General features: G+C 53.2%; 19 protein-coding genes. 10 read left to right on the top strand and 9 right to left on the bottom strand.

What is annotated here, in order from left to right; all coding sequences use genetic code 11:
- Positions 1-237: 237 nt before the first annotated feature.
- Genes ABTW62_RS01025 through ilvD form a run of 3 tightly spaced genes read right to left on the bottom strand, consistent with a single transcriptional unit; the run spans position 238 to position 4,337 of the window.
- Positions 238-549 carry a c-type cytochrome gene (locus ABTW62_RS01025; RefSeq protein WP_430902716.1) on the bottom strand — a complete coding sequence of 104 codons (312 nt, stop codon included), beginning with the start codon at positions 547-549 and terminating at the stop codon, positions 238-240.
- On the bottom strand, positions 549-2,642 hold the full coding sequence (locus ABTW62_RS01020) for a thioredoxin domain-containing protein (RefSeq protein ID WP_430902715.1): 2,094 nt from the start codon (positions 2,640-2,642) through the stop codon (positions 549-551). The genes ABTW62_RS01025 and ABTW62_RS01020 overlap by 1 nt, the downstream gene beginning before the upstream one ends.
- Positions 2,643-2,663: 21 nt before the next feature.
- Entirely contained in the window at positions 2,664-4,337 is a 1,674-nt protein-coding gene (ilvD, locus tag ABTW62_RS01015) for a dihydroxy-acid dehydratase (protein ID WP_430902714.1), read from the bottom strand.
- Positions 4,338-4,438: 101 nt separating this feature from the next.
- Here ilvD and lgt point away from each other — a divergent pair, with 101 nt between their 5' ends.
- From lgt to dapE, 4 genes are all read left to right on the top strand, one after another.
- The gene (gene lgt, locus ABTW62_RS01010; RefSeq protein WP_430902713.1) at positions 4,439-5,239 is read left to right on the top strand and encodes a prolipoprotein diacylglyceryl transferase; all 801 of its coding nucleotides are present in this window, start codon (positions 4,439-4,441) and stop codon (positions 5,237-5,239) included.
- 68 nt (positions 5,240-5,307) lie between these two features.
- On the top strand, positions 5,308-6,453 hold the full coding sequence (locus ABTW62_RS01005; protein ID WP_430902712.1) for an ABC transporter permease: 1,146 nt from the start codon (positions 5,308-5,310) through the stop codon (positions 6,451-6,453).
- The gene (locus tag ABTW62_RS01000) at positions 6,453-7,232 is read left to right on the top strand and encodes an ABC transporter ATP-binding protein (RefSeq protein WP_430902711.1); all 780 of its coding nucleotides are present in this window, start codon (positions 6,453-6,455) and stop codon (positions 7,230-7,232) included. The genes ABTW62_RS01005 and ABTW62_RS01000 overlap by 1 nt, the downstream gene beginning before the upstream one ends.
- 52 nt (positions 7,233-7,284) lie before the next feature.
- Complete coding sequence (dapE, locus tag ABTW62_RS00995; protein WP_430902710.1) at positions 7,285-8,415, top strand: succinyl-diaminopimelate desuccinylase; 1,131 nt, start codon at positions 7,285-7,287, stop codon at positions 8,413-8,415.
- A 32-nt stretch (positions 8,416-8,447) separates the two neighbouring features.
- On the opposite strand, the gene ABTW62_RS00990 is transcribed toward dapE, so the two are convergent.
- Together ABTW62_RS00990 and ABTW62_RS00985 are read right to left on the bottom strand one after the other, a co-directional pair.
- Positions 8,448-8,888, bottom strand: a complete 441-nt coding sequence (locus tag ABTW62_RS00990) for a hypothetical protein (protein ID WP_430902709.1) — start codon at positions 8,886-8,888, stop codon at positions 8,448-8,450.
- A 240-nt stretch (positions 8,889-9,128) separates the two neighbouring features.
- Complete coding sequence (locus ABTW62_RS00985; protein ID WP_430902708.1) at positions 9,129-10,400, bottom strand: O-acetylhomoserine aminocarboxypropyltransferase/cysteine synthase family protein; 1,272 nt, start codon at positions 10,398-10,400, stop codon at positions 9,129-9,131.
- A gap of 708 nt (positions 10,401-11,108) precedes the next feature.
- On the opposite strand from ABTW62_RS00985, the gene ABTW62_RS00980 reads away from it, so the two are divergent.
- Both ABTW62_RS00980 and ABTW62_RS00975 read left to right on the top strand, forming a co-directional pair.
- A complete protein-coding gene (locus ABTW62_RS00980) occupies positions 11,109-11,705 on the top strand; it encodes a cytochrome P460 family protein (protein ID WP_430902707.1) in 597 nt (198 codons plus the stop codon).
- Positions 11,706-11,819: 114 nt separating this feature from the next.
- Entirely contained in the window at positions 11,820-12,419 is a 600-nt protein-coding gene (locus ABTW62_RS00975) for a peroxiredoxin family protein (RefSeq protein WP_430902706.1), read from the top strand.
- 202 nt (positions 12,420-12,621) lie between these two features.
- Here ABTW62_RS00975 and gloB read toward each other — a convergent pair whose 3' ends face one another.
- On the bottom strand, positions 12,622-13,386 hold the full coding sequence (gene gloB / locus ABTW62_RS00970; RefSeq protein ID WP_430902705.1) for a hydroxyacylglutathione hydrolase: 765 nt from the start codon (positions 13,384-13,386) through the stop codon (positions 12,622-12,624).
- A 61-nt stretch (positions 13,387-13,447) separates the two neighbouring features.
- On the opposite strand from gloB, the gene ABTW62_RS00965 reads away from it, so the two are divergent.
- Positions 13,448-14,215 (top strand): class I SAM-dependent methyltransferase, encoded by a 768-nt coding sequence (locus tag ABTW62_RS00965; protein ID WP_430902704.1) that lies wholly within the window; start codon positions 13,448-13,450, stop codon positions 14,213-14,215.
- Between the two features lie 198 nt (positions 14,216-14,413).
- Positions 14,414-14,908, top strand: coding sequence for a ribonuclease HI (rnhA, locus tag ABTW62_RS00960; protein ID WP_430902703.1), 495 nt, complete (start codon positions 14,414-14,416; stop codon positions 14,906-14,908).
- A 391-nt stretch (positions 14,909-15,299) separates the two neighbouring features.
- Here the strand turns inward: rnhA and ABTW62_RS00955 are convergent, their stop codons facing one another.
- Positions 15,300-16,340 carry an IS110 family transposase gene (locus ABTW62_RS00955; RefSeq protein WP_430902702.1) on the bottom strand — a complete coding sequence of 347 codons (1,041 nt, stop codon included), beginning with the start codon at positions 16,338-16,340 and terminating at the stop codon, positions 15,300-15,302.
- A 103-nt stretch (positions 16,341-16,443) separates the two neighbouring features.
- On the opposite strand from ABTW62_RS00955, the gene dnaQ reads away from it, so the two are divergent.
- Positions 16,444-17,163 carry a DNA polymerase III subunit epsilon gene (gene dnaQ, locus ABTW62_RS00950; protein ID WP_430902701.1) on the top strand — a complete coding sequence of 240 codons (720 nt, stop codon included), beginning with the start codon at positions 16,444-16,446 and terminating at the stop codon, positions 17,161-17,163.
- A 21-nt stretch (positions 17,164-17,184) separates the two neighbouring features.
- Here dnaQ and ABTW62_RS00945 read toward each other — a convergent pair whose 3' ends face one another.
- Entirely contained in the window at positions 17,185-18,570 is a 1,386-nt protein-coding gene (locus ABTW62_RS00945) for an aspartate aminotransferase family protein (RefSeq protein WP_430902700.1), read from the bottom strand.
- A 225-nt stretch (positions 18,571-18,795) separates the two neighbouring features.
- Between ABTW62_RS00945 and ABTW62_RS00940 the strand changes: the two genes are divergently transcribed.
- A complete protein-coding gene (locus tag ABTW62_RS00940) occupies positions 18,796-19,215 on the top strand; it encodes a rhodanese-like domain-containing protein (RefSeq protein WP_430902699.1) in 420 nt (139 codons plus the stop codon).
- A gap of 139 nt (positions 19,216-19,354) precedes the next feature.
- Here the strand turns inward: ABTW62_RS00940 and ABTW62_RS00935 are convergent, their stop codons facing one another.
- Positions 19,355-20,533 carry an endonuclease/exonuclease/phosphatase family protein gene (locus ABTW62_RS00935; protein WP_430902698.1) on the bottom strand — a complete coding sequence of 393 codons (1,179 nt, stop codon included), beginning with the start codon at positions 20,531-20,533 and terminating at the stop codon, positions 19,355-19,357.
- Positions 20,534-20,783 lie beyond the last annotated feature (250 nt).

Below are 20,783 nucleotides of genomic sequence, written 5' to 3'. Positions count from 1 at the left end.
CCTGATCAATAGGCTTCTGGGCTATTGTCGGTTTCAGAGTGGTGCATGCCATGCGTCCAGCACCTATGCAGGGGCCGCAGCCATCGTGCATAGGGGGTGCGTTGACGCACTAAGACTGACGAGGGATTGTCCATAACTGCATGCATCCGGCTTAGAGACAGATCAAGGCCTATGCATATAATAAAAAAGCCGATACGTAATTCGGTATCGGCCTGATTTTATGCTCAATAAATCAGCTTATTTGAGCGACAAAATCCATTCTGCCAGAATTTTGGCATTTTCTTCGCTGACATTGACATTAGGTGGCATTGGGATTTGGCCCCAAGCACCGCTGCTACCATTCTTGATTTTTCCTGCCAGTTTGTCCGACGCACCTTCTTCGCCAGCATATTTAGCGGCGATGTCTTTCAGTGCAGGACCGACGGTTTTGATGTCCATTTGGTGACAAGCGGTACAATTGCTTTTTTTCGCCAGTTCGGCATCTGCCTGAGCGAAACTTGTCACTAACAGAGCTGAAGCGGCGAAAGTGCCTAACCAAGCTGTTTTCATCATATTTTTCCTTTTTTGAATGATAAAGGGGCCACTATTTTACCCCGAACCTTGCAGACTTGCAGTAATTCCTTTAATTCATGAATCACAGGCAGGCAGCGCCTGCCTGCACATACCCAGGCATTGACCGTTCCATCTGGGGAAGGCTGCTTTCTCAGACACTCGGGCAATCCGGAAAGTTCCAATGGTAGCGCAATCGGCATTGATGTCAGAGAGTAAGGAATCAGTGCCGGCAGCCATGTTTGCAAGGCTGTTTTATCTCCGCGCAGTATCACCCATGGTGCGGGTTCCAGGTGTTCTTCCAACGCCATCAGCAAGCTGCAATGGGTGTGCGCATGTTGCGTTAGGGTTGTGGAAAACACATCGAGGACGCGCTCGGCTGACGCAAGATAGCGTGGTGTATTCAGTAAATGTCCCAGCCGCTGCAGCGCGATTGCCGCAATCCCGTTGCCGGCGGGAATCGCATCATCATGGCCGCTCTTGGGGCGGTGGATGAGTGTTTCATGGTCCTCGCTGGTAAAGAAAAAGCCACCCGCAGTCGGGTCTTCAAACTGGCTCAGTAGTACTTCTGCCAGGTCAATGGCAAAATCTAGGTCACTCTGTCGGAATTCAACCTGGATGAGGGTTAACAAAGCATCCAGTAAAAAAGCATAATCATCCAGATAGGCATTCAAGTGTGCTTTGCCAGCCTTATAACTGGCAAGCAGGTGACCATTTTTCCACAGGTTAGCCTGGATAAAATCCATGGTCCGCATCGCTGAAAAAATCCAGTCGGGACGCTCGAATACCTGACCGGCACGTGCCATGCTTTTGATCATCAAGGCATTCCAGCTCGTCAGGATTTTTTCGTCGCACCCGGGCCGGGTGCGGTCGTTGCGCTTGTTCAGTAATTTCCGGCGCGCTGCTGCAATCTGCTGTTGTGTAGTTTGCACATCGATGGCATTTCGCATGGCAACAACTGGTGCCGGCTGCACGACCTCGAGATGCCAGTACTCGTCCTCAAAATTGGGAGGGCGATCCAGGCCGTAGTAAGGCGCCATCACTGCGTACTCGTCGGGTGACAGCATGGCTTTGATCTCTTGCTGACTCCAGACGTAGTATTTGCCTTCTGCATGCTCCGAATCAGCGTCGAGTGAGGAATAATAACCATGACTCTGGTCTGTCCCCGGTTGCATCTCGCGCAACACCCAGGCGATGGTTTCCTCCACGATACACTGGAACAGCGGGTTTCCGGTGACCAGCCATGCTTCTGTGTAGAGATGGAGCAACAATGCGTTGTCATACAGCATTTTCTCGAAATGTGGAATACGCCAATAACGATCCGTGCTATAGCGGTAGAATCCGCCACCGAGTTGGTCGTAGAGGCCGCCTGTGGCCATTTTTTCCAAGGTGTGGGTGACAACGTGCAAGGCCTCTGCATTTTCCTCGAGTACAGCGCGACGCAGGCAAAACTGCAGTTCGACCGGATGCAGAAATTTGGGGGCATCGCCAAAGCCACCATGGGTTGCATCGAAAAGGTGGCGTAACTGCCACCACGCCTGTTCAATCGGCTCCCGGGCTAATGGCAAGGCGTTCGCACTTTTTGCAGGCAGCGATTGTGCAAATAGCTTCAGCAATTCAGCATTCTGTTGCGCGACATCGGGTTTGCGGTCGCGGTAGACTGCTGCTACTTTTGGCAACAGTTCCAGAAAGCCGGGTATGCCGTAGCGCGCTGTTTTGGGGAAATAGGTACCGCCAAAGAAGGGTTTTTGCTCGGGCGTCAGAAACATGGTTAGTGGCCAGCCGCCTGAACGGTGATTCAGCATGTAATGTGCATTCTGATAAATCTGGTCAAGATCGGGGCGCTCTTCCCGGTCAACTTTGATATTGACAAAATGCCGATTCATGATGGCCGCCACTGCCGGATCTTCGAACGATTCCTGGGCCATGACATGGCACCAATGGCACGCGGAGTAGCCAATCGAAAGCAAGATCGGCTTGTCCTGAACGCGTGCCATGTTCAATGCCACATCGTCCCAGGGATGCCAATCCACTGGGTTGTCGGCATGCTGTAACAGGTAGGGACTGGTTTCCGCAATGAGGCGATTGGGCATTGAAAGACCGTTCGATGGCGATTAATCGGTTACCGCACCGCGGCTGGCCGAAGACACCAGTTTGGCATATTTTGCCAGTACGCCGCGCGTATAGCGTGGGGCAGGCGGTTGCCAGGCAGCGCGGCGGCGCACCAGTTCATCTTCGGTTACGTTGAGTTGCAGCAGGCGCTGGTGGGCGTCAATCGTGATCGAGTCGCCTTCTTCCACCAATCCGATCACACCGCCTGCAAACGCCTCCGGTGCGACGTGGCCCACTACCATGCCATAGGTGCCCCCGGAGAAACGTCCATCGGTAATCAGTCCGACAGAGTCACCCAGTCCCTCGCCGATCAATGCTGAGGTGGGGGAGAGCATTTCCCGCATCCCTGGCCCCCCTTTCGGGCCTTCGTAACGAATGACGACAACGTCGCCGGGCTGAATTGTGCGCTCCAGGATTGCTGCCATACAGGCCTCTTCGGAATCGAATACGCGGGCAGGGCCGGTAATGACCGGTTTTTTGATGCCAGATATCTTGGCAACCGAGCCTTCGGGAGATAGATTGCCTTTCAGGATTGCCAGATGGCCCTGAGCATAGACCGGATGGTCCCATGGCCGGATGACATCCTGATCGGGGCGGGGCTGAGCCGGAATATCCCGGAGGGTTTCCGCAACCGTCTGCCCGCTGATGGTCAGGCAGTCGCCATGCAACAAGTCGTGGTCGAGCAGCATTTTCATGACTTGCGGAATGCCGCCCGCCTTGTGCAGATCGGTTGTGACATAGCGGCCCGATGGCTTCAGGTCGCACAATACTGGCACGCGCGCACGGATCGCTTCGAAATCATCGATACAGAAGTCGACTTCTGCCGCATGGGCAATGGCCAGCAAATGCAAGACGGCGTTGGTCGACCCGCCTACGGCCATGACCACCGATACGGCATTTTCCAATGCTTTGCGGGTGATAAGGTCGCGGGATAGAATCTGTTTCTTGATCGCCTCCACCAGCACTTCTGCCGAACGCGCGGCACTGATCCGTTTCTCTTCGTCCTCGGCCGCCATCGTCGACGAATGGGGCAGACTCAATCCCATTGCCTCGATCGCGGATGACATCGTGTTGGCGGTATACATGCCGCCGCAGGAACCCGCACCCGGGCAGGCATGGCGTTCGACTTCCAGCAATTCCTGTTCATCGATCCTGTGAGCCGTATATTGGCCGACCGCCTCGAAGGCGCTGACTATCGTCAAATCGCGGCCACGGTAATGGCCGGGTTTGATGGTGCCACCATAGACGAAAATGGCCGGCACATTCATTCTGGCCAGCGCAATCACGGCGCCCGGCATGTTTTTGTCGCAGCCACCGATAGCGATCACCCCATCCATGCTCTCCGCCTGCACCGCAGTTTCGATTGAATCGGCAATCACTTCGCGTGAAACGAGTGAGTATTTCATGCCTTCGGTACCCATGGAGATGCCGTCCGATACCGTAATCGTGCCGAACACCTGGGGCATGGCGCCGGAAGTCTTGAGTGCGTGTTCCGCACATTGGGTGAGGGTGTCCAGCCCCATGTTGCATGGCGTGATGGTGGAGAATCCATTGGCAATTCCAACAATCGGTTTGTCGAAATCGCCATCTCCGAACCCGACTGCTCTCAGCATGGCGCGATTGGGAGTACGTTTGGCACCTTGGGTGATAGCCTGGCTACGTCGATTATCTGGCATAATGATTCCTTAAATATGTTTACGATTCAAACTGGATGGCTACTGCGGTCAGCAAGCGTTGCCGTATAATAGCTATTTTACCGTAAGTCAGACCGCTACCTATGCTCGTTCACCCACAATTTGACCCGATTGCGCTTTCCATCGGTCCGCTGGCCATTCGCTGGTATGGGCTGATGTATCTGCTTGGCTTCCTGTTGTTCATCTTGCTCGGGCGCTATCGCATCAAGCAACGGCCCGGCAGTGTTTTCACCCGGGAAATACTCGACGATACGTTGTTCTATGGCGTGCTCGGCGTCATCATTGGCGGTCGGCTAGGTCATGTCCTGTTTTATCAACCGGACTATTACCTGCAGCATCCCCTGGAAATTTTCTTTATTTGGCAAGGCGGGATGTCTTTCCATGGCGGTTTTCTCGGTGTCGTCGTGGCGATGATCTGGCTGGCACGAAAATATCAGTTGTCCTGGCTGTCGATTACTGATTTTATCGCGCCTCTGATTCCGCCTGGTCTGGGTGCGGGCCGGATAGGCAATTTCATCAATGGCGAATTGTGGGGACGTCCTACCGATGTGCCTTGGGGAATGATATTTCCGCATGTGGATAATTTGCCGCGCCATCCCTCACAATTATATGAATTCGCCCTGGAGGGTCTGGCCCTGTTCATACTGGTCTGGGTTTACTCCGCCAAACCAAGGCCATTGGGTGCCGTTTCCGGCGTGTTCCTCATCGGCTATGGTGTGTTTCGTTCGTTCGTCGAATTTTACCGCGAGCCGGATGATGGATTCCTAGGCATCATGACTTTGGGTATCAGCATGGGGCAATGGCTGTCGTTGCCGATGATTATTGCGGGTGCGGCGCTATTGGTCTGGTCTTATCGTCATGGTGGCCGATCGAGCCACATGTAGGAGGCCAGTAGCTTTAAAGCTTGGATGGTGGTCGGCCGTGATCCGTCACATCTTGGAATAAAATACCGATGTCTTTCAACCCATCAACCAGGACCGACGATACTTGGTATCGACTTGTCGTTCAGGGCGAGCGCACTTGTGTACAGCTTGCCGGCAGTTACACTTTGATGACGCTGGACCGCTCGCTACCAGGATTGGCGCGTGAATTGACGCGCCTGGCTGCACAATCCGGTGTCCACTGGGATCTGACAGGCATCCAGCAAATGGATTATACCGGGGCGGCGATGCTCTGGCAGGCTTGGGGCGGGCAGCGTCCAAAGCATTTGTCGTTGCGGCCCGAACAAGAGAAAATGTTCATGCGTTTGGAAAAGGCCGTACCTTTGCCGGTATCACCTCATTCCAGCGCATTTTTGCCGGTTACCATGCTTGGCAGGCAGTTTTTTCTGTTTCTGAGTCATGTGGGCGGTATTATTGCCTTATCCGGTCAGGTCGCGCTGGATATTCTGTATTTGATCGCGCATCCCAGTAAAATTCCGGTGCGCGAAATTTCCGCCAACTTGTTTCGTACTGGTGCGCAAGCGCTGGGTATTACGGCGATAGTCGGATTTTTGATCGGCATCGTGCTGAGCTATCTCTCTTCCGAACAGCTCCATATGTTCGGGGCGGATATTTTTATCGTCAATATTCTCGGTATGAGCATCATTCGTGAACTCGGTCCGATGCTGGCGGCCATATTGGTGGCTGGCCGTTCGGGCTCTTCCATGACTGCCCAGCTTGGCGTCATGCGAGTGACCGAGGAGCTGGATGCTTTGACCGTGATGGGTATTCCCTATAGTGTGCGGCTGATCCTGCCAAAAATCATCGGCCTAGGCATCGCCTTGCCGCTGATTGTCGTCTGGACCAGCGCCATTGCACTGCTGGGAGGCATCATGGCTGCAGACCTGCAAATAGGATTGAGCTTTCGTTATGCATTGACCAGCCTGCCGGACGCTGTGCCGGTTGTCAATTTATGGCTGGCGCTGGGCAAAGGCCTGGTCTGCGGTATGACCATTGCATTGATCGCCTGTCATTTTGGTTTGCGTATCAAGCCGAATACCGAAAGCTTGGGGGAGGGTACGACCAATTCGGTGGTCGTTTCGATTACTGCCGTAATCATCATCGATGCCATTTTCGCAGTCGTGTTCTCCAACGTAGGTCTGAGGATCGTTGGCTGATGCAAAACCCCGATTGGGTGATCGAGATTTGCGGCTTGCATACCCGCTTTGGTCAGCATGTGGTCCATGAGGATATCGACCTCACCGTGCTGCGTGGAGAAGTGCTGGCGTTGGTGGGTGGATCCGGCAGTGGCAAGACCACCTTGCTGCGTCAGATGCTTGGCCTCGAGGCGCCCGCACAAGGCAGCGTGCGGGTGCTTGGCGCTTCGCGCTATGATTGCAGCCATGAGGACCAAAAAAAATTACGAGTCCGTCTTGGGGTACTGTTTCAGCGGGGCGCTTTGTTCAGCGCGTTGAACGTGTATGACAATATTGCTCTACCGCTGCGGGAGCTGCGCAATCTGCGCGAGAGCCTGATTCGCGATCTGGTTATGCTGAAGCTCGATATGGTGGGGGTCGAAGCCCGGCACGCCTATAAAATGCCGGCAGAACTTTCAGGCGGCATGATCAAGCGAGTGGCGCTGGCGCGGGCCCTGGCGCTTGATCCCGAACTCTTGTTTCTGGATGAGCCGACTGCAGGCCTTGATCCCGCGTTGAGCGAAAGCTTTGTCGATCTCATTCAAACGTTGCGCAAGGAGCTCACTTTGACCATCGTCATGGTGACCCATGATCTGGATACACTGGTGGCGATATCCGACCGGGTCGCAGTGCTGGCAGAGCGCCGCATCATTGCCCTGGGATCCATTCCTGCCGTGATTGCTGTTGAGCATCCATTCATTGAAAGTTTTTTTCTGGGAGCGCGTGGCCGTAACGCTTTGCGCATGCTCCAGAAGAATTAATCCCTACATTGCCGAACATTTCGATCGGGAATTCAAATCGAGGAAATCCTATATGTCTAATGACACTCTGACACTTGCGCAAATGTTGATTGCGCGCCGCTCGCTGACGCCTGACGATGATGGCTGTCAGAAAATCCTGATGAACCGCCTTGCTGACCTTGAGTTTCATATCGAGCCGATGCGCCATGGGGAGGTTGATAATCTGTGGGCGCGCCGCGGGACTGACGGACCGGTGGTATGTTTTGCCGGGCATACCGATGTTGTCCCGACAGGGCCGCTTGCCCAGTGGGATAGCGATCCGTTCACGCCGACGATTCGCGATGGCAAGCTTTTCGGACGCGGTGCCGCCGACATGAAAACCTCGCTTGCCGCTTTCGTTACCGCTATCGAAGCATTTGTCGAGGCGCATCCCGACCATAAAGGGTCGATTGCGCTCTTGATCACTTCAGACGAGGAAGGTCCGGCAATCGATGGTACTGTCAAGGTTGTGGAAGCGCTTCAGGCAAGGGGAGAGCAGATAGATTACTGCATTGTTGGAGAACCCACTTGCACCGATACCCTGGGAGACACTATCAAAAATGGCCGTCGTGGCAGTCTGTCCGGGAATCTGACTATCAAGGGTGTGCAAGGCCATATCGCCTATCCCCATCTGGCTAAAAATCCCATCCATCTGGCTGCGCCAGCCATCGCCGAGCTTGCCCAAACCGCATGGGATGAAGGCAATGAATATTTTCCCCCGACCACCTGGCATGTTTCCAATATCCATGGCGGTACCGGCGCAACCAATGTCATTCCGGGTGAAATGAATTTGTTGTTCAATTTCCGCTTTTCTACCGCTAGTACAGTTGAATCGCTCAAGGCGCGCGTACATGAAATCCTCGACCGACATAGTTTGGAGTATGCACTGACCTGGTCACTTTCCGGAAAGCCATATCTCACGCCCAGAGCAGAACTGGCCGAAGCACTCAGTGCCGCGGTTCGAACCGTGACTTCAGTTGAACCCGCACTTTCGACTTCTGGCGGCACATCCGATGGCCGCTTCATTGCTGATATTTGCCGTCAGGTGGTGGAGTTTGGTCCACGCAATGCGACGATACACAAACTCAATGAATGTGTAGACATTGCAGATATCGAGCGATTGTCCAGAATATACCGGTTGACGCTGGAAAATTTATTGCTGTAGGTCCGGTAATTCGTGGAAATTGCAGAGTGCTTTCAGTCTTTCCTGCCACGCAGCAATTCCACGAATTTATCATTCAAGCGGAATTTGATCGTATTTTTGTCGGTTTCGCCTTGGTTGCTGATCAGGCCATGCGCAGCGAGAGTATCGAGCTGTTGCAATAGATTGTCGTGATCATCCAGGAAATAGGCCAGGCAGGGACCCTTGCGATGGAATCCCCAACGGCTCCACCCCCAGCCTTTTTTCATCACGTAGAATTCGCGATGGAACTGAAATTCCGGATTGTCCAGATCCTGTTTCATTTCCGTTAGCAGTTTTTCATGCGCTTGCCATAATTGGTCTGGCAAGTTGACTGAGCTGGCGAAAGCGGTTTGGGTTGTCGCTGTCGCTGCTGTTTTAGATTTCAAGAAGTAGCTTGCAAGATAGGTCGTTGCGGCGCCTGCCAGGAATCCGACCGCTATGCTTGAAACATCCATTCAAGTCCTCCACTAGGAATTTGGTTAACAGTTTTTATTTTCAGAACTATGCAGTATAACAAGTAAATCCGGCATTCATGCAAGCGATATCCCTGTGTGGCAATATCGTTTGGCTGAATCTGCCTGTTTGGCTGTATGATCGCGTGGCGCGGCAAAAAATGCTGCAGCATGGCCGTATACCTCCATTGCCCATCCTGACGATCGCTTTTTGCATCGATCTGATCAAAACGCTTGGATTGATCAGATCTTGCGCAAGGCCTGATCCAGATCAGCAATCAGATCATCGATGTGCTCGATGCCAATCGATAAACGCACCATCTCGGGCAGAACCCCTGCCGATTTCAACTCTTCATCGTTCAACTGGCGATGGGTGGTTTCTGCTGGAATAGAGGCCAGTGATTTGCAATCACCGATGTTGACCAGCCGCAGAAAAATCTGCAAGGCATCATAGAAACGGCGTGTCGCTTCACGTCCTGCCTTCAAGCCAAAACTGAGAATGCCCGATGCCTGGCCTTGCATATATTTCTGTGCTAGCGCATGGTCCTTATGGCCGGGCAGGCCCGCATAATTGACCCAGGACACGGCATCATGAGTCTGCAGGTATTCTGCAACCTTGCGTGCATTCTGGCAGATGCGTTCCATGCGCAAGGTGAGGGTTTCCAGTCCCTGCAAAAGCAGGAAGGCGTTCATCGGGGACAGGGCAGCCCCCATGTTGCGCAGCGGCACGACACGGCAGCGGCCTATAAAAGCGGCGGGACCGAAAGCTTCGGTGTAGACGACGCCATGGTAGGAGACATCGGGGGTGTTGAGGAGTGGAAAGCGTTCTTGGTGATCGGCCCAGGGAAATTGGCCCGAGTCGATAATCACGCCGCCTATGGAGTTGCCGTGACCGCCAATATATTTGGTCGCGGCGGTGACGATAATATCGGCACCTTGTTCGATTGGCCGCCACAGGGCTGGGCTGGGTACGGTATTGTCGACTACCAGCGGAATGCCATGGCGGTGGGCCAGCTTGGCCAGTGCTTCCAAATCGACGATACTGCCGGACGGATTGCCGATGGATTCGCAGAATATGAGTTTGGTGCGGGTATCGATTCTGCTTTCGATCGCAGCGAAATCCTCTTTGTTGGCAAAGCGGACTTCGATCCCCTGGCGCGGCAGTGTGTGAGCGAACAGGTTATAGGTGCCGCCGTACAGCTCGCTGGTTGAAACGATGTTGTCGCCGGTTTCCGCCAGCGTTTGGATGGTGTAAGTGATTGCGGCCATGCCGGAGGCGACTGCCAGTGCCGCCACCCCACCTTCCATCGCCGCCATGCGTTGCTCCAATACATCCGTGGTGGGGTTCATGATGCGGGTATAGATATTGCCGGCGACTTTGAGATCGAACAAATCCGCGCCATGCTGCGCATCGTCAAAGGCGTAAGAAGTCGTCTGATAAACGGGAACGGCAACGGCCTTGGTGGTGGGGTCTGGTTGGTAGCCGGCATGCAGGGCCAATGTTTCAAGTTTCATTCTCAGCTTCCTTGGTTAGTATGATTTTGATGGTGTCTGGTTGGGAATGACAGAATCCGCATGTAGAGCTGTCTAAAGTATCAGATTTTGAATGTCAGGTGTCATGCTGGACAAGTATCATCTAAATGTCACGTGGGACAAGTATGATCAAAAACTCGTCTCATCCCCTTGAGGTCTGTGGCCGGTATTGTCGCAGTGCATTTGCGCCTATCTGGCATATGGTGCCGGGTTGCCGGCGACCGGCACTTTGGGCAGTATGGTGTGCTAGTACTCCGTTCCGCCAAACCGCTTACATGAAATCGCGTCTTCGCCTGTCATGCGTTGTTGCAAATCCTCGCCATAGCTACGGCTATGACTGCGGTTTGCGCCTAGCCTGGCAGGCTAATCCATCGATTTCATTTGTAAGCTAATTGACGGAACGGAGTACTAGTAGGCTGTCCGAGAATAGCGATCGTAGCGAGGGCGAGGCTGTTTGAGTTGGATTTTTCGATCATTTTAGGCGAATAGTCATTCTATTTAACGAAAAGGATCGTAAAATCCGGCCAATCAGGCTCGTCCGCAGTAGATCAGTCTATTCTCGGACAGCCTCCTAGAGTATTCTTGCCTTGACGGAATGGGGCGCGCTGACTAAGATTAGGCGCGAAAATGGTTGGCTTTGTGTTGACTGTTTTCTATGCAATTTAACTTAACTACTTAAGGGATTCACTTATGGCACAGTTAAAAAGAACGTTGTTAGGTGGCTTTGCGCCATTATTGTTGTCGGGCATGCTGGCTGCGCAGGTAACAACTGCTGCGGTTGCCGGTGAGCATGATAAACACGCTAAGTCATACGCACATTTCAATAAAGACGGTGATCTGCTCACGCCAAGAAACTATCGTGAATGGATTTTCGTGGGTGCGCCCGTTACGCCAAAAGACATGAATGACGGTAACCCTGCATTTCCTGAATTCCACAATGTCTACATTGATCCCGTCAGCTTTGCACACTGGAAAAAAACCGGCAAATTCCGTGACGGCACGATTATCGTCAAGGAGTTGGTCAGCGTAGGAACCAAAGAATCTGCGAGTGGCCACGGTTATTTCCAGGGAGAATTCCTGGGTATCGCTGCAACCGTCAAGGATTCCAAGCGCTTTGCCGATAGCCACAATAACTGGGCCTATTTCGGTTTTGAAAGCTATGAAAGCAAAAGTGGCGCGAAACAGCCAGAAGAAGCTTGCAACGTTTGCCATAAAGACAATGCCGCTGAGGATAATGTCTTCACCCAGCACTACCCAGTACTGCGTGCTGCCAAACCTGGCAAATAAACCAAGCAAGATGACAAGTTGATGCGAGGAAAAGCCTTGCGTTGACTACTCTGGGGCATTTTGTTTTGCGCATGATCGTTTGCGCAAAATGAATTGCCCTTTTCTTTATTTGTTATGAGCACAAACCTAGCAATGACAACCAACGATGCTGTAGAAAAAATCAAGGCGCCAGAGTTGCAGACTTCTGGTTGGCTGAATACGCTGGAACCCATTACGCTTGCTTCCTTACGCGGAAAAGTGGTGCTAGTGCATGCTTTTCAAATGTTGTGCCCGGGATGCGTGCAGCAGGGGATTCCACAAACACAACGGATTTTCGATGAGTTCGATTCCGAGCGGGTAGCGGTGCTTGGCCTGCACACCGTTTTCGAACATCATGCTGTGATGGGGCGCGAGGCATTGGAAGTGTTTGCTTATGAATACCGCCTGCGTTTCCCGATCGGCATTGATAAACCCAATCCGCAGCAAGTTGTGCCACATACGATGATGACTTATCGCATGCAAGGCACGCCGACCACGCTTCTAATCGATAAAGCAGGGTATCTGCGGCTGCATCAGTTTGGTCATGTGAGCGATCTGCATTTGGGGGTATCGATCGGGACGCTGCTGGCTGAGGAAATCCCTGGACAGGCGGCGCAGGCGGGCGCAACAACAATTACCGAAAAGGATGGGGCAGCCACACAGACAGGCTGTGACGCCGAGGGTTGCCGGACCTGATGCCGCTACTAGGAGGCTGTCCGAGAATAGACTGATCTACTGCGGACGAGCCTGATTGGCCGGATTTTACGATCCTTTTCGTTAAATAGAACGACTATTCGCCTCAAATGATCGAAAAATCCAACTCAACCCGCCGCGCCCTCGCTACGATCGCTATTCTCGGACAGCCTCCTAGGTACCCGGCTTGGCGCAGTCGTGAAGATTAAAAATGGTTTTTCCAGTTCCGGATCACCGTAAAGACACTGACTGGATCGCTCAGCTGCTGTCGTACATATTGGCTGGCACTGTGGATAATGGCTGGCTGGCTACAGCGTAAGAAAGGGTTGACCGCTTTCTCTATCGCCATGTGAGTAGGCAGGGTAGGCATATGCCGTGCAAGCCGTTTCTCTGCTTCGGCCTCAAGCTCGTTCAAGGCAGGGTTGCCGGGATCGACTGCCTTGGCAAAACGAATATTGGTCCATGTATATTCATGCGCGCAATAAACCAGCGTATCATCTGGCAAGGCAGCCAGCTTGCTGAGTGAGTGATGCATCTGCTGCGCGCTGCCCTCGAAAACCCGTCCGCAACCGCATGCAAACAATGTATCGCCGCAGAACAGCCGGCCATGACCGTAATAGGCTATATGGCCTGCAGTGTGTCCAGGCACCTCAAGAACAGTCAATTCGATTGCCAACTCCTCAAGCTGAAGGGTGTCTTCTTCCTTGAGGGGATGGGTCAGCCCTGGTATGGTTTCATTGGCAGGGCCATAGATCGGAACGGAGAACATCTGCTGCAACGCAACGTTCCCGCCCGTATGGTCATGGTGATGATGAGTGCACAGTATGGCAACGGGCTGCAGTTTTTGTTGTCTTAAAAAAGCGATGACAGGCGCTTCGTCGCCAGGGTCTACTATGGCTGCAAAGCGTTGGTTGTGGATGACCCAGATATAGTTATCCTTGAAGGCCCGCACGGGGAAAACGTCGATCATTTCTTCTCCTTTAGCGCATGGCGGTAGATTGATGAATCATCATAACAACCATCCTAACATTATGCTTAATTCTGCACGGCAACAAAGTATGCAGCAATGGTTGGAATCTTCTCTTGGTCAATATGTTTTGGACCAGGAGCAGCGTTATTTCGATCAGGTGGTGGCGGATGTTTTTGGCTACAACGCTGCCCAGATTGGATTTCCCCAATATGATTTTCTGCGCAACAATCGAATGCCTTTCAAGTTCGTGATGGGCCTCGAGCAAGGTTGTTCTGCTTATGCCATGCCGCACTCGCTGCCGATAGGCAGCGGCAGTACCGACTTGGTGATATTGCCGCATACACTTGAATTCAATACCTGTCCGCATCAGATTCTGCGCGAAGTGCACCGCATCCTGATTCCAGAGGGGCATGTGGTCATCAGCGGCTTCAACCCATTCAGTTTATGGGGGCTGCATCAGCGGATGACCTCATCCAAGACCGATTTTCCATGGTGCGGCCGTTTTATCGCATTGCCGCGCTTGAAGGACTGGCTGGAATTGCTCAATTTTGAAACCATAGCAGGCCGGTTGGGGTGTTATGTGCCTCCATGCGAGCGGGAGACGTGGCTCTCCCGACTTCGTTTCATGGAGGATGCCGGCGATCGCTGGTGGCCGATTGCGGGTGGCGTTTATTATTTGCAAGCGGTCAAGCATGAGTGTGGCATGCGCATTATTAAACCCTGCTGGGAAAATGTCCCCAAAACCAAGAAGCGCGCTGCACCCGTCGCGCAAATAGAAAAGGGCGGCAAGATTCATAATCCCAAGAATCCGCCAGGCTGCCAGCAATGAGATGCTTGCAACGGAAGGTGAGTCGGGCCATGCTGACAGCTGGTGCGGCGGTGAAATCAATGCCCCGGTCATGATGGCCTTAAGCCCAGTAGAATTGGCTGAAACGGATATCGGGATTTGCCCCGGGTACGGCCGATCCAGTGTTCAGGCCAAACTTTCAAAATAGCAATCATGCAACAGACAAACAGGAGTGTAAGCGTGCAAGAGACAAACAGCGCGGGACTGGTGGAGATTTTTACCGACGGCGCGTGCAAAGGTAATCCAGGCGTAGGCGGCTGGGGGGTTGTGCTGCGTTTCAATGGCGATGCCCAGGAATTTTCCGGGGGCGAGGCCATGACAACCAATAATCGCATGGAGTTGCTGGCCGCGATTCGTGCCCTGCAGGCACTGGAATCATTGCCATCGGCCGGGCAGCCCTGGCGGGTGCAGCTGCACACGGATTCGCAATATGTGCAGAAAGGAATCAGTGAATGGATTCATGGCTGGAAAAAGCGCGGCTGGCGAACTGCCGACAAGAAGCCGGTCAAGAATGAGGCCCTATGGAAGGAGCTCGATCAATTGTCCGAACGCTATCAAGTCGAGTGGTTCTGGGTAAGGGGGCACAATGGGCATGATGGCAACGAACGAGCTGACCGGCTGGCCAATCGTGGCGTGGAATCGGTTCTGGCCGAAGCGGGGAGCTGCGCCGGGTAAACCGGCAGGACGCAGTGATGAAGCTGATCTCGTCCCGGACGGGGTGCAATCTATGCGCCATGGTTCCGGGTAATCGCTATTCTCGGACAGCCTTACATGGACGCCCACTTTTTTGCAAAGCCTTCAATCTATGATTTCAAGAAGGTAAAGATTGCAGCCATACATCCGGACTTTAAGTAAGGTAAATCACCTTTGTCCCTGATGGAATTTGCTGAGTAGCACCTTATCACCTAGACGTGCTTTATGCACTGAGGCTGTTTCAGGTTCAACTACTCACGGTCTGACCAAACTCGCCATCATGTCATGATTGCCTGTGCAATTGGTGGTAATCTTCTTCTTTAAACTCGCTTTAATGCAACATAACCAATAAGCTTCTATTCATCCATCATGATCAATGAGTTGCAGCAGTTACTACCGTAGCATGATCGGGATGAAATGTCGCTTTTTTGGTGAGCAATGCCCATATGATACGGGCGTTCTTATTTGCCAAGGCAACAGCAGCAATGTTCTTATTGCGCCGCGCTATCAGCTTGTACAGCCAACTTCCTGACCCAGTCTTCTTCTCGGCAAAGCGGATGACTGCTCGCACTCCGTGGATCAGCAAAGTGCGAAGATAAGTATCGCCGCGTTTGCTGATACCAAGTAATGTTTGCTTACCACCGCTGGAATGTTGCTTGGGCACCAATCCTAGCCATGCCGCTAATTGTCTGCTGTTCTTAAACTCCGTCGCATTTCCCACGGTTGCCACAATTGCACTCGCCGTGATCGGGCCAACACCAGGAATGGCTTCCAATCTTTGGCTGGCTTCGTTCTCCTTGTGCCAAAGATTGATTTGCAACTCTAATTCGTTCACTTGCCGATCCAGTTCCTTCAGGTGGTCATTCAATCTTTCCAGCAATCGGCGCATTGTTCCTGGCAAATCATTTTCGGCATCTTCCAGAATGTCAGGTATGCGTTTGCCAATCGATTGGATGCCCTGAGGAATAACGATACCAAACTCAGAAAGTAGGCCACGTATCTGATTTGCCTGGGCGGTTCTTGCCTTAACGAACCCCTGTCGGGCGCGATGCACTGATAGAATGGCCTGTTGCTCAACATTCTTGATCGGGACAAAGCGCATATTGGGCCGAGTAACTGCTTCACAAATCGCTTCTGCATCGGCCATATCATGCTTGTTAGTCTTTACATAAGGTTTGACAAACTGTGGAGACATCAGCTTGACAGTATGCCCAAAGCTACCCAGCTTCCTCGCCCAGTGATGGGAACTACCGCACGCTTCTAAACCAATCAAGCAAGGCTCCAGATTAGCAAAGAACTCCGCCATCTTACTGCGGCGTAACTGCTTACGCAGCACAGTCTTGCCATGCTTATCCACACCGTGGATCTGAAACACCTCTTTTGCCAAATCAATACCTATTGTTGTAATCTTCATGTCGGACGCTCCTATCTAGTTGAGTGGTTATTGCACCACTACTTTGGCACTTTGATGCCGTTTTGGGTAGTGGGCGTCCATTCCATTACCTAGGGACTCTACTATGCGACAGATATTTCTTGATACCGAGACCACCGGTCTCGAACCGGCGCTGGGCCACCGCATCGTTGAAATTGCGGCGGTTGAAATGTACAACCGGCGCCTGACTGGCCGTCATTTTCACCACTATCTCAATCCGGGGCGGGACAGCGATGAAGGTGCGCTCCAGGTCCATGGCCTGACCCGGGCGTTTCTGAGCGATAAACCCAAGTTCCAGGGTATCTGTGAGACGTTCCTGGCATTTATTGGTGATGCCGAAATCCTCATTCACAACGCACCATTCGACGTGGGCTTTATCGATCATGAACTCAATCTGATCAATTTTCAGCCACTGTCGCATTACTGTGCCGAAGTGAGCGATACGCTGGTGTTGGCCAAGGAGTTGCATCCGGGCAAGCGTAACAATCTGGATGCATTGTGCGAGCGCTATCAAATCGATAATGCCAGGCGAACCCTACACGGAGCCTTGCTCGACGCCGAATTGCTAGCTGAAGTCTATCTGGCCATGACGCGGGGGCAGGAAAGCCTGCTGTTGGAGCTGGATGCATCGCCGCAGTCGGCTGCCGATATGGCGATTGATCTGCAGAAACTGACGCTGGTCGTGCCGCCCGCGAGCGACCAGGAGCTCGAGTCGCATCAGCAACTGCTTGAACGCATCAAAAGCGAAAGCCGTGACAATTGCTTATGGGCGCACAGCGACCCGGCGGGCACCGGGCGGGAGTGAAAGCACGGCGCGCTTTGAGGTTTATGTGCCTGCCTTGAACCGCATGGCCTGAGTAGCCAGGGTCTTGCCCAGGTCCCAGACTGCAATGGGGCCACGGTGCGCATCCGTCACGACGTTTCTGACCGCGCCCACCAGCCATTCAATATCCGATTCCGTCAGAATCAGCGGCGGAATGAACTTGACGATATTCATCCCATGACCCGCCACTTGCGACAGAATCCGGTGCCGCCTGAATAGCGGTACCGTGATCATTTGCGAGAATAGCCCCTTGTTGGCAGCTTCCAGCATTTTCCAGGACAGCCGCAACGACAGGCTTTTGGGTTCGGTGAATTCGAGCGCGATCATCATGCCCAGACCGCGTACTTCGCTGAGGCATTCGTATTCATCAACCATGGGCTGCAGCCGATCGAGAATGGTTTTGCCGGCCTGGGCCGCGTGTTCGATCAGATTTCCGGACTCCATCACCTCGAGCGTCGCCAAGCCTGCCGCCATGGCCAGATTGTTTTTGCCGAAAGTGCTGCCGTGCACCACAGCGCGATCCATGCGATTGAAAACCTTGTCAAAAATCCATTCCTTGCAGACCAGTGCGCCAACCGGGACAAACCCGCCCGAAAGAGCCTTGGCCATGCAGAGAATGTCGGGCTCGACCGACCAGTGCTCGACTGCCCACCACTTGCCGGTGCGTCCAAGTCCGGTCTGTACCTCATCGGCAATGAACAGCGCACCATATTTGCGAGCCAACGCGGCCGCGCCCGGCAGATAATCATCATCCGGTATCCAGACGCCATGTCCCTGGATTGGTTCGGTAATGAATGCCGCCACATCGTTTTGCGCCAGCGCTGCTTCCAGAGCGGCCAGGTCGTTGAAGGGAATCTCGATGAAATCTGGTACCAGCGGCCCGAAACCCTTCTTGTAGTGATCATCCCCGGTGGCGGACAGCGAACCGAGGCTCAGGCCGTGATAGCAGCCCCGGCAGAAAATGATTTTCGATTTGCCGGTCGCATAACGGCTGAATTTGATGGCAGCCTCGATTGTTTCCGTTCCCGAATTGGCGAAAAATACCCGATTCAAGCCAGGCGGCGCCAGTTTTACTAGCTTTTCTGCCAGCACCCCGGCCAGCAACGATACATCCAGTTGCACCAGATTGGGCGCTTCCGCCTCCAATACATCCTTGAGCGCCTCCACAATTTCCGGGTGATTCCGTCCCAACGCAAATACACCGAAACCACTCAGCAGATCCAGATAGCGGTTATCCTTGTCATCATATAAATAGGCGCCCTCGGCTCTGACATAATGGCGGTCAAAACCGATGGTTTTAAGCACCCTGACCATCTGGCTGTTGAGATAACGGTCATGCAACGAAAAATTTTCCTTGCCGCGTTGTTGCAAGAGTTCTTGAATTTTCATGAGAGCAGGCTCCTGGGATGAGGCTTAATACACCGGTATAGCGGATACAAAAATCAAGCAGCATTCTACCTTAAACCAGCCATCGCCGGTTGGGCGGGTCGATGGGCCAGGTTTGTCGGTGGCTGTACGCACATCGCGTGATTTGGGGTAAAGTAGCGGAAAGTCAATGCCACATCCGTACTTGAACAACGTCTAATTTAATCCACTCTGATCAGGAGCGAGACGATGAAAAAATACCTGTTGATCACCCTGTCCATAATTGTCGTTTCGTGGGCAAATTTAGTGGCGGCGGCAGAAGACATCGCCCCCCGGCATATCATGGGCGCAACCACCATCAATACCGACACTGCCAGGCTGCTGCTGGCGCGCGGTTATGTCTTTGTCGATGTCCGTAAACCGGAAGACTACCACAGCGCACATATTCCGGGCGCGCAGCACTTGTCTGTCAACAGCGAGGATTTCACCGCCAGCAATTTGCAGGCCATCATCAGCAAACATGAGGCCCTCGTTTTCTACTGCAATGGCGCCCATTGCCTGGGCAGTTCCAAGGCCAGCCAGAAAGCGGTCGAGTGGGGCTGGCGGCACATCTTTTATTACCGGGACGGCATCCAGGGCTGGAAGGCGGCAGGGTTGGCCGTTGAATAGCGGGCAAGTATCCAGGCTGATTGTAATGCTGCTTCAGGCATGTACAGGGTGAGTGCTGATCCATTTGCTCCGATGCCAAGCGTGGTGATAAAGGCCGGCTGTACAGGTTTGTCTGCGGCATCGGAGCGATGGACGCGTGCTACTGAAGCGATAGCCTGACGCTGACACCGGCATGGTCGGATACTATGGGTTCGAGCGGTCTGGGTGGGCTGGCATTGGGATTGAAGATGACCTCACCCTGTTCCACACCGAAGCCCTTTGTGAAAACATAGTCGATACGTCTTGGCGTGCTGTCGAAGAACTCCGGGAAAGGCCCACTCTGGTCCAAGAAGGATACACCAGTCGTGCAGTGCTCATCCGGTTCCCATGCCTGATAGAGATCGGGATGATCTGGTAAGGGTGCAAACGGATCCGTGGTTCGGACGCAAAGCGCCTGCAGCGGAATGCCTTTATCCATTTGAGATTGGGCGTAGGCATCGATAAAACCCGCGCCGGTCACGCTGTCATAGAGCGGCTTCTCGTTACCAAATTGGCCCGGCTCGCCACCTCTGAAATTGTCGATGTTGAAATCCCCACCCAAAATATGCGGTTTCTCGCCAAAGAAGGAGAAGACACGTTCCACAGCCGTGACAAATTTCAACAGGCTCGCCAGCTGGTGCTGACGTTGATCGACGCTACAGCCACTGGCACTGATACTGACACCCTCGTAAACAATACTGCTGCTGCCACCGGTGCACAGATGAGTATTGTAGACATTGATTCTGCGGTAATCCCGGGAGGCGCCAGGAATTTTCAGACGCACCATCATTACGTTCCGGGTGATGGGCATGGCCAGGCGCCCAACTTGCTCGATCTCGATTTGCTCGAATGTGGTGGGCAGTAGCTTGGAGGCACTGAAGTCAATTTCGCAGCGGCTCAGTATGGCATTACCGACGGTCAAAATGCCGGGAACACCGGTGCTTACTGCCGTGCGCTGATCGTAAAGCAACCCGCGTGCTTGCAGCTTGTCCTGCAGATCTTTCGGACTGCCGCCGGTCCCCATCAGCTTGCCGGCCGTGCCTTCCTGAAGCAGGAATATATCAATCGGCTCCCCGCTCTGCGCTTTGGCGTCAGCAAAATCGGCGAGGCGCTCCAGGCGCTCATCTCGCCGTGCGATCTCAAAGAATGCCAGGTTAATGGTGACCACATTGAGATGACCTCGATCCCAAACATCGGCACACTGCGCCTTTTCTGCCCATAACGAATGGGTATGGAATGAGAACGTAATCAGAATGGCCAGGCCCAAGATGGGTTTAGGCAAATCAAGTCGGAGTTTCATCAGGTTTCTCCTTTCTCCAGAATCACATCGCACAATATGCCGGAAGGAAGATCGGTATGCCACTTGAGTTCGGCTGACCGCAGTGATTATGTCGCTCTTCACTTCGCGTGCCGGTTGGCTTGCCGCGGTGTTCGCTTCGGGTTGTCCTGCCTGCTTAACCCACCCAGCGGGCGGCAACAAACAAAGTGATCAAAAATACTTGACTGATCAGCTCACATCATATAGCAATACACGCATGGCGATAGCCCGA

Origin of the sequence: Nitrosomonas sp. ANs5, from assembly GCF_050584665.1 — a bacterium.
GTDB lineage: Bacteria > Pseudomonadota > Gammaproteobacteria > Burkholderiales > Nitrosomonadaceae > Nitrosomonas.
Note: the sequence above shows the minus strand (reverse complement) of the source record. Positions and strands in the feature narration are given on the sequence as shown.